Origin of the sequence: Mucilaginibacter ginsenosidivorax (assembly GCF_007971525.1) — a bacterium.
GTDB lineage: Bacteria > Bacteroidota > Bacteroidia > Sphingobacteriales > Sphingobacteriaceae > Mucilaginibacter > Mucilaginibacter ginsenosidivorax.
On sequence record NZ_CP042437.1, the window covers coordinates 1701891 to 1719988 of the forward strand.

The window sequence follows — 18098 nt, forward strand, 5'->3', positions numbered from 1 at the left end:
AATTACTTAGCTAATGCTTCCTCCAAAGTTTTAACAGCGCCTGTAGTTAATAACAGTTTACCAGCGTTTAACACATCATAAGTGTTTAGCTGCTCAACCGAAATTACTTTCGTTTTCTTCAGGTTTCTGCTTGATAAATACACATTGTTATTTTCGGCACCTGCTACTACTAATAATGTTTTGTCATTAGTAACATTCAGGTCGGCCTCCATTTTAATGTAGTTTTTAGTTTTGATGCTATCAAAATTAAAATCTTCCAATACTAAAATGTTGTTATCCTTTGCTTTGTATGATAAAGCCGATTTACGGGCCAGTGATTTTAACTTCTTGTTTAATTTGAAGCTGTAATCGCGGGGCTGCGGACCGAAAACGCGACCACCACCATTAAATAATGGAGATTTTACGCTACCTGCACGGGCACCACCTGTACCTTTTTGTTTATATAATTTGCGGGTTGAACCTGCAATCTCGTTACGCTGTTTTGCTTTGTGTGTACCCTGACGTTGGTTAGCTAAAAACTGCTTAACATCAAGATAGATCGCGTGATCGTTTGGCTCAATACCGAATACCGACTCAGGAAGCTGCACCTTGGCACCTGTTTCTTTACCTGATACGTTTAATACGTTTACTTCCATCTTATTTATCCACTATTACGAATGAACCCTTAGCTCCGGGGATGGAACCTTTAACAACCAACAGGTTTTGCTCAGCGTAAACCTTAATCACTTGTAAGTTCTGTGCTTTAACACGAACGTTACCGGTTTGACCTGCCATGCGCATGCCTTTAAATACACGCGACGGCCATGATGACGCACCCAAAGATCCTGGCGCACGTAAACGATTATGCTGACCGTGAGTTTGCATACCCACACCACCAAAACCGTGACGTTTTACCACACCCTGAAATCCTTTACCTTTTGAAGTACCAACTACATCAACAAAATCTCCCGCAGCAAAAATATCAACAGTGATAGTATCACCTAATGATTTTTCGTCCTCGAAAGTTTTGAATTCAACAAGCTTACGCTTTGGAGTTGTACCGGCTTTTTGGAAGTGTCCTTTTAACGGACCAGAAGTGTTTTTTTCCTTTTTGTCGCCATATGCCAGCTGTACAGCAGCATATCCGTCTGTATCAACAGACTTAACTTGTGTTACCACGCAAGGGCCAGCTTCGATTACGGTGCAAGGAATATTCTTCCCTGTTTCGTCGAAAATGCTGGTCATTCCTACTTTTTTACCAATAATTCCTGACATTTCTTTAATTTATTTGTGTCCATCGAAGCAGTAGGGCTTCGTTCAAGACATATTATTCCCCCCGAAAGGGACGGCAAAGATAGAAACTTTACAGTAATAATCAAATAGTTAGTGAGTTATTTTTTTATAAATTTTGTATAGTTGTTTTAACCTGCATTTTCGGGTTATCTTGTTGGCGCCTAATTGATTTAAATTAATGTAAAAGCAAAGTAGTTTATCGTATTTTGTCATGTGTTAATAAAAGCACATCCGGGCGTAAATATCGGATGTCAAATTACACACGTTAACCGATCTTATCTCATAAAACAACATCAATAAAAGGACTCTGTTATGCCCATAACTTCACTCACCCGAAACATTATTTTAATTACCATAATAGCTGTTTTGATATTTTTTGGCGGATGGGCATTATTACATACGGTGGCTTTAAACATGCGGAACAAAGTTGCAGATGGCTTACTGGCCGATTTTGTTGTTACTTTTCCTGTTTTATACTATCTTATAATTATTCGCCCCTCACAAACTTCGGCAAAACGGCTTTTGTTTATTATCAGTATCTGCTCGATAATTGCCTACCTGATACTTCCTGCACAGCAAAAAGCGTATATATTGCAAATCCGTAAATTATCGGCCTTTGCCGAACTACTGTTTGTTATTTACGCTTTCACAAAATTCAATAAACTATGGTTAGCCTATAAATATCAGAAGGCACTCCTCCCCGATCCTATTTACAATCTGCGACTTGCAATGGCCAGCACCATGGGCCACTCGTTAGGCGTAAAAGTTATAGCTTCGGAATTGGCTGTTTTAAGATATGGCTTGCTATCGTGGAAAAAAGAAAAACCTGCGCTTACCCAAAGCCGTTCATTTAGTACGCATAAAGATTTTGGTTACATAGCCATATGGTGCATACTGTTTGTGGCCATTATGGTCGAAACATTTGCCTTTCACCTGCTGCTCCTAAAATGGAGCCCTTTGGCGGCTATGATTGTTACGGGACTTACGCTTTACGGCGTTATTTTCCTGGTTGCCGATCTATCCGCAGTAATTAAAAGAAGAGTGGAAATTAACCAAACCACACTGCTTTTACGTACAGGCTTACGCTGGCGCGCTATAGTTGATATCGCCAACATTTGCACCATAAACAAAATTGTTAACGATTACCATTCGAATAATTTTTACTTTAAAGGGGGAATAATAAAAAGCAGTGGCAACCTCCTCATAACTTTTAAAACCCCGGTGCAGGTAGATAAGCTTTATGGTAAAAGCAAAATGACTAATACTATATTGATGAATATTGACAATTACGAAGCATTTGCCGCAATGGTAAATAATGCTGTAAAATTACTTAGTTGAAGTTTGAAGGGTAATATTATGTTCAATTAAACCATATAGGAATACCGTGAGGCCGCTACCGTTTCCACCTTTTTTGCTAAGCCCATTTTCTTTCCCTATATTCATCCAACTAACAATTAAGCAGTTAAACACGATGAAATACTTTGGCCAAACGCTTTCCATCATCTTTATCACTACCCTATTATTTGCCTGCAAGCAAAAGCCCACAGAAAAAACTACCATGGCGCATGACCGTATGGGCAAAGCCTCCCGCGAAGACAAAAACGGATGGATTTACGTGCACCTGGCGGGTTCGCCGGCTGATATCGGCTATCAGCATGGCTACCTGCTATCCAAAGAAATTGACACCTTAATAAAGGTAATGCAGTATTACCTGCCCTATACCAGTAAAAAGGACTGGGCCTTTTACCGCAAGGCGTCGGCCCGCTTTATGTGGAACAAGATTGGTAAAGAATACCAGGACGAAATCCGCGGTATAACCGAAGGCTTACAGGCCAAAGGCCTGAAATACGACACCCTGGATATTACCGCGCTTAATGCCAATATTGAACTTGCCCAATATTATGTGCCGGGTTTGATGAATAAAATAAAACCCGGCAGCGGCGATAACAAAGCCCCCGGTAATTGCAGTGCCTTTATAGCTACAGGAAAATATACCAAAGATGGTAAAATAGTGATTGGCCACAATAACTGGACGGACTATATTGAGGGCGAACGCTGGAACATAATTGCAGATATCATTCCCGAAAAAGGCAACCATATATTGATGGATACCGCGCCGGGCTTTATACATAGCGGCGACGATTTTGTAGAAACCAGTAGCGGCATTGTGATAACCGAAACTACCATTACCGGCTTTAAAGGCTTTGATACTACCCGTACGCCCGAGTTTGTGCGTGCCCGCAAAGCGGCCCAGTATAGTAATAGTATAGACGACGTAATAAAAATAATGACCACCGATAATAACGGCGGTTATGCCAACGACTGGCTGATTGGCGATACCAAAACCAACGAAGTGGCCAAACTGGAGCTGGGCCTTAAAACCATGAAAGTATGGCGATCAAAAGATACTGCCATGATAGGGTCCAACTTCCCGGCCGACCCTAACCTGATTAAACAGGAAACCACATTTGATGTAAACAACAAAACAAGTTCGCCAAATGCCCGCAAACTGCGCATGGAAAAACTGGTTTGTGTTAATTACAAAGGCAAGCTTGACGCAGAAAACGGCAAAACTATTGAAGGCGATACCTTTGACGCGCTCGACAATAAAACCGCCCTAAACCGCTGCGTTATTGATGGCCATATTGACAAAGACCCTAAAGGCTGCCCCGAGTGGAGCGAAGGCCCCTATTACCCCATGGGCGCCGTACAAGGCAAAGTGGCCACCGCCGATATGGTAAGCAAACTCCAGCTATGGGCGCACATGGGCCACCCCAGTGGTGATGATTTCCTGGCAGCCCCCTTCCTGAAACAACACCCCGAATATAATTACCAGGCCCAATATTTACGCGATATGAAAGCCTATCCGTGGACGCTGTTTGCAGCAAAGTAAAATCCTTCCTGATACAAATTGAAAAACTTACGAAGCTTTTGAAACTTCGTAAGTTTTGATTTACTTTTAACTCATGAAACCTTATTACCTTTTGTTTATAGCTATCGCAAATTCATCTTTTGCCTCTCCCGTTTTAAAAACTGATACCACAAAAAAAGCGGATGCCAAAACAATTCATGCCAGTATCGAAACCCTTCCGGAATTTCCAGGTGGCGTACCCGCCTTTATTAACTATATAGGCAGAAACCTAAAATATCCGGAAGTTGCAAAACTGATAGGAATTAACGGCAAGCTCAAAATGACTATTGTAATAGATAAAGATGGTAAAGTGGTTGACGCTGCCCCAATAAACTGTATCGGCGCAGGCTGTGAAGCCGAAGCTGTGAGTGTTTTACAAAATAGCCCGCAATGGAAACCGGGCATACAAAATGGCCGGTCCGTGCGTGTACAGTATACTGTTCCTATAAGTTTTAGTATCCCGAAAGGCAATATCTATCTTAATCAACTGCGAAAATCTGACTATGGATTTGTATTCAACATTAAAGGCACGCTATACACCATTGACGAAGCTGAAAAGTTGCTCGGAAAAGAATTCCCTTCTGACCAGGTAGAAATAGCTGATCCTTTTTACAACGGCGATAATATCGAAAAATTTAAAATGCCGGATAAAAAAGAGGTTTACTTGTTAAGAATAAAAGCCTAAGGCAAGTACAATCAAAATAAATAGTACTATGTTATAAATAGTACTATACAATATCATATATTTGTTCGTACCAAATCGAATGAATATGAAAAAGCTTTTTATCACCTTGCTGTTTTGCGCCGGATTAGCCACCATTGGCGCTCTTAACCAGGTATTTGCCCAGGAAAAGCCTGCAAACCCAATTGCAACTACCTACCAGGAAACGCCGGCTAAGATTAATAACCTGGTGCATACCAAACTGGCAGTAAGTTTTGATTATAAAAAACGCTACCTGTACGGTAAAGAGTGGCTTACGCTAAAACCTCACTTTTACCCAACCGATACATTAAGACTGGATGCCAAAGGCATGGACCTGAAAGATATCTCCGTTGTAAAAAACGGAAAAAACTATCCGCTTAAGTTTAGTTACGACAGCCTTACCGTTGCCATTAAATTAGATAAGGTTTATCATAGCAACGAAAGCTACACCCTATATATTGATTATACAGCCAAACCAAACGAACTAAAAACCTCGCGCAAGCACGGAAAAGGTCTGTATTTTATTAACCCCGACGGCACAGAAAAAAATAAGCCAACCCAGATCTGGACGGAAGGTGAGCCGGAAAGTTCTTCGGCCTGGTTCCCTACCATTGATAAACCCAATCAAAAAACTACTGCCGAGATTATCATGACCGTTCCGGCCAAATATGTCACTTTATCAAATGGCAGGCTGGCATCACAAAAAGTCAACGCCGACAAAACCCGCACCGATACCTGGAAAATGGAACTGCCAAATGCGCCTTACCTGTTTATGATGGCCGTGGGCGATTTCGCGATTTATAAAGATAGCTGGCGTGGTAAAGAAGTAAGCTACTATGTTGAGCCTAAGTACGCGTCTTACGCAAAAGATATATTTGGTTTTACGCCGGATGCCATGAGCTTTTTTTCGAAAATTACCGGGGTGGATTATCCGTGGAATAAGTACGCGCAAATTACTGTTCGTGATTATGTAAGCGGAGCTATGGAAAACACAACGGCTATGATGACCGGCGAAGGCGCCCAGGCAACCAAACGCGAACTGGTTGACAGGATTCATAACGATTTTGGCAGCATCCACGAACTGTTTCACCAATGGTTTGGCGATTATGTAACTACCGAAAGCTGGAGCAACCTCACTCTCAATGAGTCATTTGCCGACCTGGGCGAAATACTTTGGGCCGAATACCGCTACGACCAGGATGCCGCCGACGAACATATCCAGGAGGGCTTACAGGGCTACCTGGGCAGCACGCAAAATGCAACAAAAAGCCTTGTTCGTTTTTATTATAACGATAGCCAGGATGTATTTGATGGTGTTACCTACCAAAAAGGTGGCCGTATACTGAATATGCTGCGCCATTACTTAGGCAACGAGGCTTTTTATAAGGGACTAAATATTTACCTGACAACAAACGCCTTTAAAAATGCCGAAGCCCAACAACTTCGGCTGGCTATGGAGGAGGCCAGCGGCCTTGATTTGAACTGGTTTTTTAACCAATGGTATTACGGCGCTGGGCACCCCGAACTAAACATTAGCTATAGTTGGGATGAAAGCAGTAAAAAGCAAACCATATACCTGCAACAAACCCAAAGCGGGCAAGTTTTCACCCTGCCATTTGCAGTAGATATTTACGTAGCCGGCAAAAAAGAACGTCACCCGGTTTGGATGCGCAGTAAGGCCGATACCTTAACTTTCACCCTACCCTCAAAACCCGACCTGGTAAACGTTGATGGCGACAAGCTGCTGCTTGCCAAAAAAACCGATCATAAAACGTTGGAAGAGTATGCATTTCAATATGCCCAGGCTCCTTTATATCTTGATCGTTACGAAGCTATTGAAGCAGCAACATCGTCACAAAAAACACTGTTGGGCCAAAAGATATTACTCGGTGCTTTAAAAGACAAATACTTTGGTTTACGCCTTAAAGCCCTGCGTGCTTTAAACATGGATAACGACACCATCCGCACTGCGGCGTACCCATCGATTGTTGACATTGCCCAAAAAGACGACAACCCGTTAGCACAAGCCCAGGCCATTGTACTTTTAGGGAAATATAAAAAAACAACCGACCTTGAACTGTTAAAGCAAGCGTTAAAAAGCCAGTCGTACGCAGTACAGGGTGCCGCATTGTGGGCGATAAACCAAATAAACCCTACTGAAGCTTTGGCATTGGCGCCGCTTTATGAAAAAGACAATAAAGGAGATTTAACCAACGCCCTGTTTACAGTTTATACAGGGAATGCAGGCGACGATAAATGGGACTACATATTCTCGTTTTATATGAGCCGGTTTCAAGAATCACGATATAAGCTTACCGACAAATTTGCCACCTATATAGGCAGGATAAAAAGTCAGGAACATGCACTGCAGGGAATTGCCGAGATAAAAAAACTGGGTGTTCAATTTAAAAAGTACATTGGTCCTCAAATTATAGCCGTATTAACCAGGTTAAAAACACAAAGAGCCGGTTTAAACGATACATCCTCGGCAAGCGCAATTGATGATGCCATTGCCGGGGTTAATAAGGCAAAGTAATTGGTTATACTGTGTTTTTCTACTTTTAAGGTTAATAGTAAGTACTATAAGCCTTGAGTCAAAAGTCGAACTTCTTCTTTTTGACTTAGCACTTAAGACTGAGTACTTATGACTTAACACTACACTATTTTGTAGGGTCATTTTAAACTCCGGTGAACAATGCCAGTTCGGTTTTCATATCGCGGATAGTAAAAATAAAAAATAAAGGAGTGGTCTAATTTAAAATGCAGGACAAAACGGCAGTGGGGCCACTGGCTGAGGTTGTTACCGGTGTATTGGAGTGCTGCCCTTTTTTTACAGCCAGTAATCACAACGAGTGATGAACTTATTATCCCCTAAACGTTACACCTGTTTTATTTTTTTGGCGATTGAACAATGGCTACCTCCATATCGTATAATTCCTTATCGCGGGTTGCCTTATTTAAAAAGGCCGGAGCCAGGTGGGTAATTGCATAACTTTTAAAGATTTTTAACGGCTTTACGTTAAACCCTTTGTTAACATACTCCTTCAACAAGCCCGCATCGGCATACAGTATTACCTGATTGGGGAGGTTAGCCATGCCATCCGGAGTGGTTTCTTTAAATGATTTATTCAGGTAAAAGTTAAAATCGTCGTGAAACTGGCCGGCAGCTACATATACGGGGAGATTATCTGGTTTATTACTGTTGATGTAGATAGCCGCCTCGCTGCCTCCCTGGTAAAGCAGCAAGGCCGGGTAAAAGCACAGGTTTAAAAACAGGTTTACAATAAATGATGCCAGCGCTGTTTTAAAAATGGCTTGCTGCATGCCTGTGGAAATACGGCCTGGCAACAAAAACAGCAACAGCACAAATACCAAAATAATGGCCCCGGTTAACCAGTTAAACGCTGATGGCCTAAAAAAGTAGCCTAAAGTGGCTATAATAATTAGCATGATTGTTATAACCACCGTTTGGGTGATTTGTACAGCCTTAATGTTTTTAGGCGATGCGAGGCCATAAAGATATTGGGCGGTTATGATGGCAAAAAAAGGGAATACGATATTCAGGTAATGCGGCAATTGGAACTGAGATGCCGAAAATAGTAAAAATGTAAGTAAAGCCCCGCAGATACAATACCACTCGTGTGCTTTCGCGTTTTTCGCCCCCTTTTTGATGAACTGGAATACAGCTACAAACAACAAAAGCGACCAGGGCAAAAAAGCCCAAAGGGTGGTATGAATAAAAAACGACGGATCGCCGCTGCCTTTAATGGGCCCGGTGTTAAAAAACCGGCCAAACTGGCTATCCCAAAAAAAGAATTTGACACCCGACCCACCAGTATGGCCAAATACAACCTTTTCAGGGTGAACATCAAACTGTTGGTAAAGGCACCAAATTTCGGGCAAAATAAAAATAAGTATCAGCACCATAGCCAATAGCCATCGCCAATGAAACAGCTGTTTCCATTGCCGGGTAATAAGCAAGTGACCGGCAATAGCGCCACCAATGGTAATTAGGGCAAACATTCCTTTTGTCATTACCGCGCAGGCTGTAAACACACAGGCCAGCACCAGGTGCCAGATGTTATTGCCGTTTTGGGCCTTATAAAAATGATATACAGAAGCAATAATGAGCCCTGTTAAATAAGCTTCGGCCCGTACATCGGTATTGGATAGGATGATATGCTGGGCGGTAAGTAATATCAGCACAGCCCATAACGCTATCTGTTTATTGTATAATGCTTTTGCCAAACAGTAGGTATAAACCACACCCATCATCATAAACAATATAGCCGGCAGTTTATACGCCCATGTTTTAAAGCCAAAGCATTTAAAAAACAAGGCAATTACCCAAAATGGAAAATGCGGTTTATCTAACCAATCGGTACCCCAGGCATACAGGTCGGTGTAATTATTACGCAGCACCATGTTTTTGGCGATGGTTGCATAAAGGCTTGGGTCGGGCCCCATGATTGTAGTAAACAGGCCGGTGAAATTGATAACAACAGCCACCCCTATAAAAAGGTAAATCCACTTTGTTTGGGTTGTTGCGGTATCTGGGTTCATTTGTGTTGTAAAGATAAAAAAAATGCCAATCGGGCTTTGTATACATACCTGTTAAGCCAAAACATAACAATTTATTAACTCAGCGGTTTTTTCATCATCTTAGCTTAGCACATTAATACATTATAATGCAAAAGCGTACTCCATTATTATTCTTTAGCCTGCTTTGCCTGGCAACCATTACTTTAAACGCCCAAACGCGTGTTAAAAAAGCTGTATTTATTATTGCCGATGGCATCCCGGCCGATGTTATCGAGAAACTAAATACACCTAATCTTAAACTGATAGCCTCGCAGGGTACCTATTTGCGGGCGCATGTTGGTGGCGAAAAAGGCGGCTACTCGCAAACACCTACTATATCTGCCAACGGCTACAACAGTTTGCTTACCGCTACATGGGTTAATAAGCACAACGTTTGGGGGAACGATATTAAAGCGCCTAATTACAACTACTGGAACATTTTCCGGATGTTTAAGAACGCATATCCCAATAAAAAAACCGCCATATTTTCAAGCTGGACCGATAATCGTACTAAACTAATTGGCGATAACCTGCCCGAAGCCGGCAGCATCCACCCGGATTATGCTTATGATGGTTACGAATTGGATACCTTAAAATTCCCGCATGATAAAGCAGGTAATTACATGCACCTGATAGACGAGCAGGTAGCGTCATCAGCAGCAGCCTGTATTAAAGATAAAGCGCCAGATTTGTCATGGGTTTACCTGGAATACACCGACGATATGGGTCACCGCTACGGGGATAGCCCGCAATATTATGATGCAATAGAAAAAATGGATGCCCAGGTTGGCCGTATCTGGCAAGCTATTCAATATCGCCAAAAAAACTTTAAAGAGGATTGGGTGATATTTGTAACTACAGATCATGGTCGCGATGAGCAAACAGGTAAAGGCCATGGCGGCCAAAGCACCAGGCAACGCAGCACCTGGATAGTAACCAGCTACAAGCCTTTAAACAATTACGCTAAGTATTATACACCCGGAATTGTAGATATTACCCCATCCATCAATAGCTTCTTAAATGTAAAAGTTCCTGAATCACAATTGCGCGAGATAGATGGCATTTCGCTCATCGGCGCGGTGTCCGTGGTCCAGCCCGAAGCCAACCTGGTGCAGGGCGCGCTTGACATAAGTTGGAAAGCCATGAGCACTGCCGGCAAAGTAAAAATATGGGTGGCCGCTGCCAATAACTATAAGGAAGGCAAACCCGATGACTATAAACTATTAGCCGAAGTACCGGTTACTGCCGAACATGCTTTAATCGATGTAAAAAATATGCCTTCAAACTTTTACAAGCTTGTTATTGAAGGCGAATTGAATATGGTGAATCGTTGGGTGGTTGTTAAATAGTTTAAACGGAGGATGAAACCCCGAAAGATATAGTATAAGCGTTTTTAAATTCTCAAGTTCAACATTCATTAAATGAGCACGCGCAGAAACTTCATAGGTACGAGCCTTGCCGGCATGGCGGCTTTAACTTTATTACCGGCTGTTAACTCATTCGCCAATACAGGCAACGGCTATCTGCGTGAGCCTAAAAGCAAGTTTAAGCTTCGCTTTGCACTCGTATCCGACATTCACTACGGCCAGCCCGGTACCGATTTTGCCGCCAACACTGGCAATATGGTTAAATGGCTTAACCAGGATCACGATAAAAATCACCTGGATATGGTGATTATAAACGGCGACCTGGTACATAACTGTCCCGACCTGCTGCCCGAAATTAAATCGCGATATTTTGATAAACTGAGTGTGCCCTATCATACCATACCGGGCAACCATGACTTTGCCGATGCCTCGGTTTGGAAAAACAATTTTGGTTATGAGGATAAGTACACCGTTGAGTTTGGCGACATTGGCTTTGTACTGGCCAATACTGCCGATACCAAGGGTACCTACATTTGCCCCGACAATGTATTTATAAAAGCTGCCCTTGATAAGTTTGCTGATAAAAAAATTGTATTAGTGGTGCTGCACATCCCGCCGATAAACTGGAATAAAAACGATGTATTTGTGGATTGCCCCGAAACTATTGATCTACTTCATCGATATCCCAACGTAAAAGCCGCCTTTCATGGGCACGACCATTTGCTGGATGGTGTGCGCTACACAGGCAACAAATTCCCGCATTTTTTTGACTCCCATATTGGCGGCAACTGGGGTACCAACTATAAGGGATACCGGATAGTAGAAATAGATGAGCAAAATGCTATTTACACCTACCAGGTAAATGCCAGCCAAAACCCGGTATTGAATTCAAATAAGTTTTAATCTCCCGCGAGGTTAGCGCAGCGTAACTCGTGCGCAAACCTGGCCAAAGCCAATGGCTTCGCGGTTCAGCTGAAAGCTGAAACTATTTTGGTCACGGGTTAAAACCCCGCGACAGTTGGGGCATTCCCTTATCTCCCGCGAGGTTAGCGCAGCGTAACTCGTGGGTAAACCTGGCCAAAGCCTGTGGCTTCGCAATTCAGCTGAAAGCTGAATCCAGGCTGGTCACGGGTTAAAACCCCGCGACAGCTGGCAGTTGGTCAAGTATTAATTATTGATTCTTAACTCTTGACTCTATTCCCCAGGGTATTTCAACCCCACCTGCGCCCGTGCCCTATCTATCATATCAATCATCTGGCGCGACATCTGATGCGGCACTATCGGGCTTTCTGTTAGCCCGCTCCTTATCAAATTACAAAAGTGTTCCAGTTCATAGTTTAAACCTCCGGCGGTAAAAGGTTCATCGATTTCAACCGAACGGCCATCCAAATAGTCAATAGTTGCCCTTGCAGGGTTCCACCAGTTTTTGTGGATGGTAACGTGCCCAAGCGGACCAGCTATCAGCGCATCGCCTTTACCATGCAAATCGAAACCCGCATACAGTTGCGCATATCCTCCTTTGTGCATCGTCTGGAATATGGCAAACATATCAATGCCCGTCTGCCCAAATCGCCCCATGGTTTGTACTTCCTGCAAATCGCCAAGCCAGTCTATCGCCAAAAAAGCTTCATAAATACCAATGCCCATTAAGCTGCCGCCAACAAGTTCAAGGCTATAATTTGGATGATCGGGCGGGCAATCGGCAACAGCCGACCCGGCACGTACGTAACCGGCAGGCCCAATGGGATCTGTTGCCAGGTATTCTTTCAGTTTGGTATATAAAGGATAGAAAGGCGGTTTCATTCCCTCCATAAATAATAAGCCTGTTGCCTTAACCACTTCTAAAACCTCATCAAGTTCGGCTAAGTTTACAGTGGCTGGTTTCTCGCAAAGCACATGCTTTCCGGCCTTAAGGGCAGCAATGCTGTATGCCGCGTGGCTATCCGGCAAGGTTGCAATATAAACGGCATCAATATCGCTTGCCAGCAAATCGTCAATGCTGTAGCAAGCCATACCGCCATACTTACTAACAAAATCATCAACCGTAACTCCACGCCTCGAGTAAGATGCCACCAACTCAACACCATCAACCGCCGCAAAGCCCTGCATAAACCTTTGGGCTATCCGCCCGCAGCCTATGATTCCCCATTTGATCATAATAATTTTATAGGTTATAAGTTGTATGTTATTAAAGGCAAATATATATAATACAAAACCCGTAAACTGATGGGTTTACGGGTTTTGTATGCTTACTGTGTCACTACTACATATTTAGCTATGGCACGTACAACGTAAAACGCCGAACATACAACCTATTGGTATTGAATGTAAATAGGATACGGTTTGTATCTTGATAAAACCTCTTCTGGTGTTAACATATGGTGAGGCGCTTTTTTGATATCGTTTTTGTAAAACAATTTAAAGCCTGTAAACTGCACCGGCTCCTGGTTAATAAAATAACGGTACGTACCGGTTTTCAAATCAGGTTCGCCCCAGCCGTCCATATCCATTACTAACTGTATTTCGGGATGTAACTTGATATTTTTGTAATTGGTCACCATTTTTTTGGTAAAGCGGTGAACTATTAAAATTTTAGCCGGCAGGCCGTTCTTCTTCACAATTTTTGCCAGGTGGTCTGATACGAAGTTGATATCCGCTGCATCATAAGTCCCAATTTTACGACCTGGCTTGCTGCCGTCTTTCATCGAAAACTCAGGGTCCATACCAAAATGCACCTGTGGCATTGCCAGGTACTTATCTAATAAAGGCAGTTCGGCCTGTATATTGCTCAAAGCAACCTGCACATCTAAAAACACAATTGCATGCGCTTTTTTTGCCAATACCAACACACTGTCAATTTGTTTAAACGGCATCCGGTAGCGGAATTTGCCATCTTTACCGCCATCGCCTTGTGCTACTACCGCAATATAGTGTAAAGCTGGTTGCACCGGAGTTTTCGGATCAGCCTTTTCCCAATGCTTTACTTCGCCTTTTAACTTGGCAAGCATTTCATTTGGTGGCAACTCGCCCAAAATACCCATCTTCTTGCTGTATAAGTTGCCGTAAAAAGCCACTACACGTTTAAATGGCAAAATAGCGCCACCTATAGGGTATGGCGTGTTTTTAACCGGCCATCTGCCTGTAGTATCACCATGGGCGTTAAATTTCATCAGCGAATCGTACAGTTTTTTATCAATCGGCGGATAATCTGATTTTTTTATGCTGAGCGTATCGGCAGCCTCAGCTTTGGCCGAATCGGTTTTAGCAGCAGTTTTCTTACTATCCGTTTTTCCGGTTTTGTCGTTTTGCGAACAGCCGGGTAATAGTATAATAGACGATAAGAGCAGGGTGGCAGATAGTAGGACGTTTTTTAATTTCATGTGTCTTCGAAGTTCGGTAAATGGCAGGTGTATGTAAGATGTATTGTAAATTCAAACTAATTTTCAGCTACTTATAAAGCAATAAAAGCCGCTTTAGTTTGCGGCAAATATAAATATTGATAATTAATTACCTTTAAGTTTATGAAACTTTCCAAAAACGCCAAGCGGTAGTTTTGCCCCAGCCGTAGCCTGCAGGTAAAGCTCGCCAATTTCAAGGTTTTGAACTTTAGGGAAAGCACTTTTTATCAGGTTTTCGATAATTACAGATGAAAAGCCAAGCGAATAAGTATTCAGGATCAGGAAATGTTCTTCGGGGTCAAGTAACTGCATCACATCGGCCATCATCTCGTTAATATTATCTTCCAGCTTCCATTTTTCGCCGTTAGGGCCATTGCCGTATGCAGGCGGGTCAAGGATAATACCGTTATATTTTTTGCCGCGTTTCAACTCGCGTTTTACAAATTTAAGTGCATCCTCAACAACCCAACGAATATTGCTCAAGCCCGAGATCTCCTGGTTTTCATTGGCCCAGGTAACTACCTGTTTAATAGAATCTACGTGTGTGGTATCGGCACCAGCTGCCTGCGCAATAAGCGATGCTCCGCCCGTATAAGCAAACAGGTTAAGTACTTTGGGCTGAGGGGTTTTAAAACGCTTAATGTTTTGCGTTATGTAATCCCAGTTAACAGCCTGCTCGGGAAAAATACCCAGGTGTTTAAACGAAGTTAAACCCAGGCGGAATTTGATGGCAGCATCATTGTTCTTGTATTCAATGTGCCAGCGGTCGGGTGTTTTCTGGTCTTTTTTTATCCAGTCGCCGGCCGTAGCCGACCGGCCTTTAAATTTTATATGGTGTAAGCGCTGCCATTCAGAAGCCGGCAAGCCTTTGCTCCAAACCGCCTGCGGCTCAGGGCGTATCAATATAATATTCCCAAAACGCTCCAGCTTTTCAAAATCGCCGCAATCAATCAGCTCGTAATCTTTCCAGTGCGTTGGGGTAAGTAGTTGAATCATTCTTTTTAAAGTTATACGTGTTACGTTGTACGTGATACGTTTTGCCGCAAAATTAAAATAATAAAGCGTATAAAACCCAACTTAAAACGTATAACGTCAAACGTACAACCTTACAAAACTATAACTTCGCTTTCGCTGCCCTCATAAACCGGCTGGCAAATACAAAGTCGTTAAGTTCTTTGTTGTCGGTATGGGCAATTTCTTTGTTGCTTCCCTCCCACCATTTTTTGCCCTGGTGCAGGAAAACAATATGGTCGCCTATACCCATAACGGAGTTCATATCATGTGTTACTACAACAGTGGTCATGTTATACTCTACGGTAAGTTCGCTTATCAGGTCATCTATCAGGATAGATGTTACGGGGTCGAGGCCCGAGTTTGGCTCATCAACAAAAAGGTACTTGGGTTGCATGGAAATGGCGCGGGCAATACCAACACGCTTTTTCATACCGCCCGATAGTTCTGATGGGTAAAGTTTGTTTTTTCCGGCAAGATTAACACGCTCCAGGCAAAAGTTAGCACGGTCGCGCTTCTCGGCGCGCGTTTGGTTGGTGAACAGGTTAAGCGGGAACATGATATTCTCCTCTACTGTCATACTATCAAACAAAGCCGAGTTTTGAAAAAGCATACCTATGTGGGTACGGATAGGTACGCGCTGCTCAAAACCCATATCGGTAAAGTTTTCGCCGTTAAAAAGCACGTCGCCTTCTGTGGGTTCGTGCAGGCCAACTATACATTTCAATAATGTTGTTTTCCCCGATCCCGATCCGCCTATGATAAGGTTATTAATGCCGGGTTCAAAAGTGGAGCTGATGCCTTTAAGTACTTCGTTTTCTCCGAATTTTTTATAGATGTTTTGTATTTCTATCATAGGAAAAGGCGGGAGATAATTAAATCGAACATAAGTATCATTACGCAGCTAAATACAACCCCGCGTGTTGCAGCCTGGCCTACCTCAAGTGCACCGCCCGATGTGTAAAAGCCCTGGTAACTGCATATAGTAGTAATAATAAAGCCAAACACAACTGCTTTAACCATACATACGGTAATAATTACCGGGTTAAAGCCATCGGGTAAGCCAATCAGGAAATCATCGGTTGTAACTTCGCTTGATGTAAAGCAAGCTACGTAGCCACCTATAAAACCAAGTAATATAGATACGATTACCAGTAACGGGAACATGGTAACACCCGCTATTACCTTAGGCGATATCAGGTATCCTGGCGCATTTACACCCATTATCTCCAAAGCATCTATCTGTTCGGTAACGCGCATGGTGCCTATTTGCGATGCCATGCTTGAGCCAATACGACCAGCCAGTACGAGCGACGATATAGTTGGGCTAAACTCCAGAACCATACTGTCGCGGGTAATGCCCCCTACAACTGATTTTGGAATTAATGGGCTGATGAGCTGGAAAGCGGTTTGAATAGTTACAGCTGCGCCGATAAAAACCGAGATGATCATGATAATACCTAATGACCCGATACCGGCCGATACCATTTCGCGCATTACTTCGGCCCAGTACACCGAAAATTTTTCGGGTTTTCGAAAACTTAAACGTAATAAAAGTATATATCTGCCTAAACTTTGAATCATAGGTATATGTTAAAAATTGGATAAAATTACATTTTTAAATTTAGCATCCCAGCCGCTAACGTTTAATTAACTAAAATAGACGCTTTTTGCAAGCTATTAATACAGCTTACGTAATTTAGTGCCGTAAAGCTTTAAAAACAGCAAATAAAATCTGCGCGCCACGCCCGACGCTGCAATAACGAACATTTAACTAAAAAAATATAGCACATTATCATGAAAAACGCCCTCATCACCGGTTCAACAAAAGGCATGGGCCGCGCCATTGCCGTGGCCTTCGCTAATGAAGGATTAAACGTGGCAATTTGTTCACGAAATGAAAAAGAATTATTTGAATTCGCAGATTTACTTAACCGATCAAATCCCGGCATTAAGGTTTTTGCACAGGTTGCAGATGGCAGCGACAAAGCCCAGCTACTGGCTTTTGCCTCAGCCGCGCAGCAGGAACTTGGTTTTATTGATGTAGTGGTAAACAACCTGGGTACTTTTGTCCCATCGAGCATATTGGACGATGCAGATGACACATTTGATAAACAGCTAAAAACTAACCTGATGCCAACTTACGAGCTCTATCGTTTTTTTGGCAAAACTATGATATCAGCCCGTAAAGGCCACTTTTTTAACATATGCTCGGTAGCAGCATTAAACCCGGTCGTACAGGCTGGCAGCTATAGCATAACCAAATACGCGCTGTTGGGCTTAACAAAAATAATGAGGCTTGAAACGCAGGAGCATGGTATAAAAGTGACAGCAATAATTCCGGGGTCGACCTTAACTGATTCATGGAAGGACGCTGTTGTTGATAAAAATACCATGGTTTTGCCCGAAGATATAGCATCGGCAATCATCAATATTTACAGGATGAGCCCCGGAGCCAATGTAGACGAGATAATCATTAAACCCGCGCCGGGCCAGTTGTAGGTGGTCATTGGTCATTGGTCATTGGTCATTGGTCATTGGTCATTGGTCATTAGTCATTAGTCATTAGTCATTAGTCATTAGTCATTAGTCATTAGTCATTAGTCATTAGTCATTAAGGGCAAGTCTGATTGTGTGACAACTGTTTTATTTTTTTTAATAAAACCACCAATGACAAGCGCAGCGATAATGACCAATGACAGCGTAGCGAAATGATCAATGACAACTTTTTCACCGCTGAAACACGGCAGTTCACCGACTTGTTGCCCCTGCTAACCTATAATATATAGGCGTTTTGAGCCACCATATATACCTTTATATCATCAAACAATCACAACTGAACGATATTTAAATAA

General features: G+C 42.7%; 15 protein-coding genes. 7 read left to right on the top strand and 8 right to left on the bottom strand.

Annotated elements, in window-relative coordinates:
• Positions 1–2: 2 nt before the first annotated feature.
• Entirely contained in the window at positions 3–635 is a 633-nt protein-coding gene (rplD, locus tag FSB76_RS07140; RefSeq protein WP_147052926.1) for a 50S ribosomal protein L4, read from the bottom strand.
• Between the two features lies 1 nt (position 636).
• Positions 637–1254 (bottom strand): 50S ribosomal protein L3, encoded by a 618-nt coding sequence (gene rplC, locus FSB76_RS07145; protein WP_147052927.1) that lies wholly within the window; start codon positions 1252–1254, stop codon positions 637–639.
• 330 nt (positions 1255–1584) lie between these two features.
• Here rplC and FSB76_RS07150 point away from each other — a divergent pair, with 330 nt between their 5' ends.
• The 4 genes from FSB76_RS07150 to FSB76_RS07165 all read left to right on the top strand — a co-directional run bounded on the left by FSB76_RS07150 (position 1585) and on the right by FSB76_RS07165 (position 7422).
• On the top strand, positions 1585–2610 hold the full coding sequence (locus FSB76_RS07150; protein ID WP_147052928.1) for a hypothetical protein: 1026 nt from the start codon (positions 1585–1587) through the stop codon (positions 2608–2610).
• Positions 2611–2743: 133 nt separating this feature from the next.
• Entirely contained in the window at positions 2744–4165 is a 1422-nt protein-coding gene (locus FSB76_RS07155) for a C45 family autoproteolytic acyltransferase/hydolase (RefSeq protein WP_147052929.1), read from the top strand.
• Positions 4166–4238: 73 nt separating this feature from the next.
• Positions 4239–4868 (top strand): energy transducer TonB, encoded by a 630-nt coding sequence (locus FSB76_RS07160; RefSeq protein ID WP_147052930.1) that lies wholly within the window; start codon positions 4239–4241, stop codon positions 4866–4868.
• An 85-nt stretch (positions 4869–4953) separates the two neighbouring features.
• Positions 4954–7422: a M1 family metallopeptidase gene (locus tag FSB76_RS07165; RefSeq protein ID WP_147052931.1), complete on the top strand. Its 2469-nt coding sequence runs from the start codon at positions 4954–4956 to the stop codon at positions 7420–7422.
• Positions 7423–7775: 353 nt separating this feature from the next.
• On the opposite strand, the gene FSB76_RS07170 is transcribed toward FSB76_RS07165, so the two are convergent.
• Complete coding sequence (locus tag FSB76_RS07170; RefSeq protein ID WP_147052932.1) at positions 7776–9449, bottom strand: ArnT family glycosyltransferase; 1674 nt, start codon at positions 9447–9449, stop codon at positions 7776–7778.
• A 125-nt stretch (positions 9450–9574) separates the two neighbouring features.
• Between FSB76_RS07170 and FSB76_RS07175 the strand changes: the two genes are divergently transcribed.
• The gene (locus FSB76_RS07175; protein WP_147052933.1) at positions 9575–10816 is read left to right on the top strand and encodes an alkaline phosphatase family protein; all 1242 of its coding nucleotides are present in this window, start codon (positions 9575–9577) and stop codon (positions 10814–10816) included.
• A 72-nt stretch (positions 10817–10888) separates the two neighbouring features.
• On the top strand, positions 10889–11737 hold the full coding sequence (locus FSB76_RS07180) for a metallophosphoesterase family protein (RefSeq protein WP_147052934.1): 849 nt from the start codon (positions 10889–10891) through the stop codon (positions 11735–11737).
• Positions 11738–12028: 291 nt separating this feature from the next.
• Here FSB76_RS07180 and FSB76_RS07185 read toward each other — a convergent pair whose 3' ends face one another.
• From FSB76_RS07185 to FSB76_RS07205, 5 genes are all read right to left on the bottom strand, one after another.
• Complete coding sequence (locus FSB76_RS07185; protein WP_147052935.1) at positions 12029–12991, bottom strand: Gfo/Idh/MocA family protein; 963 nt, start codon at positions 12989–12991, stop codon at positions 12029–12031.
• Positions 12992–13146: 155 nt separating this feature from the next.
• A complete protein-coding gene (locus tag FSB76_RS07190) occupies positions 13147–14214 on the bottom strand; it encodes a hypothetical protein (RefSeq protein WP_147052936.1) in 1068 nt (355 codons plus the stop codon).
• Positions 14215–14337: 123 nt separating this feature from the next.
• Positions 14338–15228 carry a class I SAM-dependent methyltransferase gene (locus FSB76_RS07195; RefSeq protein ID WP_147052937.1) on the bottom strand — a complete coding sequence of 297 codons (891 nt, stop codon included), beginning with the start codon at positions 15226–15228 and terminating at the stop codon, positions 14338–14340.
• A 118-nt stretch (positions 15229–15346) separates the two neighbouring features.
• Entirely contained in the window at positions 15347–16099 is a 753-nt protein-coding gene (locus FSB76_RS07200; RefSeq protein ID WP_147052938.1) for an ABC transporter ATP-binding protein, read from the bottom strand.
• Positions 16096–16827, bottom strand: coding sequence for an MlaE family ABC transporter permease (locus tag FSB76_RS07205; RefSeq protein WP_147052939.1), 732 nt, complete (start codon positions 16825–16827; stop codon positions 16096–16098). The genes FSB76_RS07200 and FSB76_RS07205 overlap by 4 nt, the downstream gene beginning before the upstream one ends.
• A 213-nt stretch (positions 16828–17040) precedes the next feature.
• On the opposite strand from FSB76_RS07205, the gene FSB76_RS07210 reads away from it, so the two are divergent.
• Positions 17041–17745, top strand: a complete 705-nt coding sequence (locus tag FSB76_RS07210) for an SDR family oxidoreductase (RefSeq protein ID WP_147052940.1) — start codon at positions 17041–17043, stop codon at positions 17743–17745.
• Positions 17746–18098: the final 353 nt, after the last annotated feature.

What these genes read in the sequence shown, in the direction of transcription:
- FSB76_RS07165 (WP_147052931.1), top strand. Translation starts at nt 4,954, where the DNA reads ATGAAAAAGCTTTTTATCACCTTGCTGTTTTGCGCCGGATTAGCCACC.
- FSB76_RS07170 (WP_147052932.1), bottom strand. Translation starts at nt 9,449, where the DNA reads ATGAACCCAGATACCGCAACAACCCAAACAAAGTGGATTTACCTTTTT.
- FSB76_RS07175 (WP_147052933.1), top strand. Translation starts at nt 9,575, where the DNA reads ATGCAAAAGCGTACTCCATTATTATTCTTTAGCCTGCTTTGCCTGGCA.
- FSB76_RS07190 (WP_147052936.1), bottom strand. Translation starts at nt 14,214, where the DNA reads ATGAAATTAAAAAACGTCCTACTATCTGCCACCCTGCTCTTATCGTCT.
- FSB76_RS07200 (WP_147052938.1), bottom strand. Translation starts at nt 16,099, where the DNA reads ATGATAGAAATACAAAACATCTATAAAAAATTCGGAGAAAACGAAGTA.
- FSB76_RS07150 (WP_147052928.1), top strand. Translation starts at nt 1,585, where the DNA reads ATGCCCATAACTTCACTCACCCGAAACATTATTTTAATTACCATAATA.
- FSB76_RS07155 (WP_147052929.1), top strand. Translation starts at nt 2,744, where the DNA reads ATGAAATACTTTGGCCAAACGCTTTCCATCATCTTTATCACTACCCTA.
- FSB76_RS07185 (WP_147052935.1), bottom strand. Translation starts at nt 12,991, where the DNA reads ATGATCAAATGGGGAATCATAGGCTGCGGGCGGATAGCCCAAAGGTTT.
- FSB76_RS07160 (WP_147052930.1), top strand. Translation starts at nt 4,239, where the DNA reads ATGAAACCTTATTACCTTTTGTTTATAGCTATCGCAAATTCATCTTTT.
- FSB76_RS07195 (WP_147052937.1), bottom strand. Translation starts at nt 15,228, where the DNA reads ATGATTCAACTACTTACCCCAACGCACTGGAAAGATTACGAGCTGATT.
- rplD (WP_147052926.1), bottom strand. Translation starts at nt 635, where the DNA reads ATGGAAGTAAACGTATTAAACGTATCAGGTAAAGAAACAGGTGCCAAG.
- FSB76_RS07180 (WP_147052934.1), top strand. Translation starts at nt 10,889, where the DNA reads ATGAGCACGCGCAGAAACTTCATAGGTACGAGCCTTGCCGGCATGGCG.
- FSB76_RS07205 (WP_147052939.1), bottom strand. Translation starts at nt 16,827, where the DNA reads ATGATTCAAAGTTTAGGCAGATATATACTTTTATTACGTTTAAGTTTT.
- rplC (WP_147052927.1), bottom strand. Translation starts at nt 1,254, where the DNA reads ATGTCAGGAATTATTGGTAAAAAAGTAGGAATGACCAGCATTTTCGAC.
- FSB76_RS07210 (WP_147052940.1), top strand. Translation starts at nt 17,041, where the DNA reads ATGAAAAACGCCCTCATCACCGGTTCAACAAAAGGCATGGGCCGCGCC.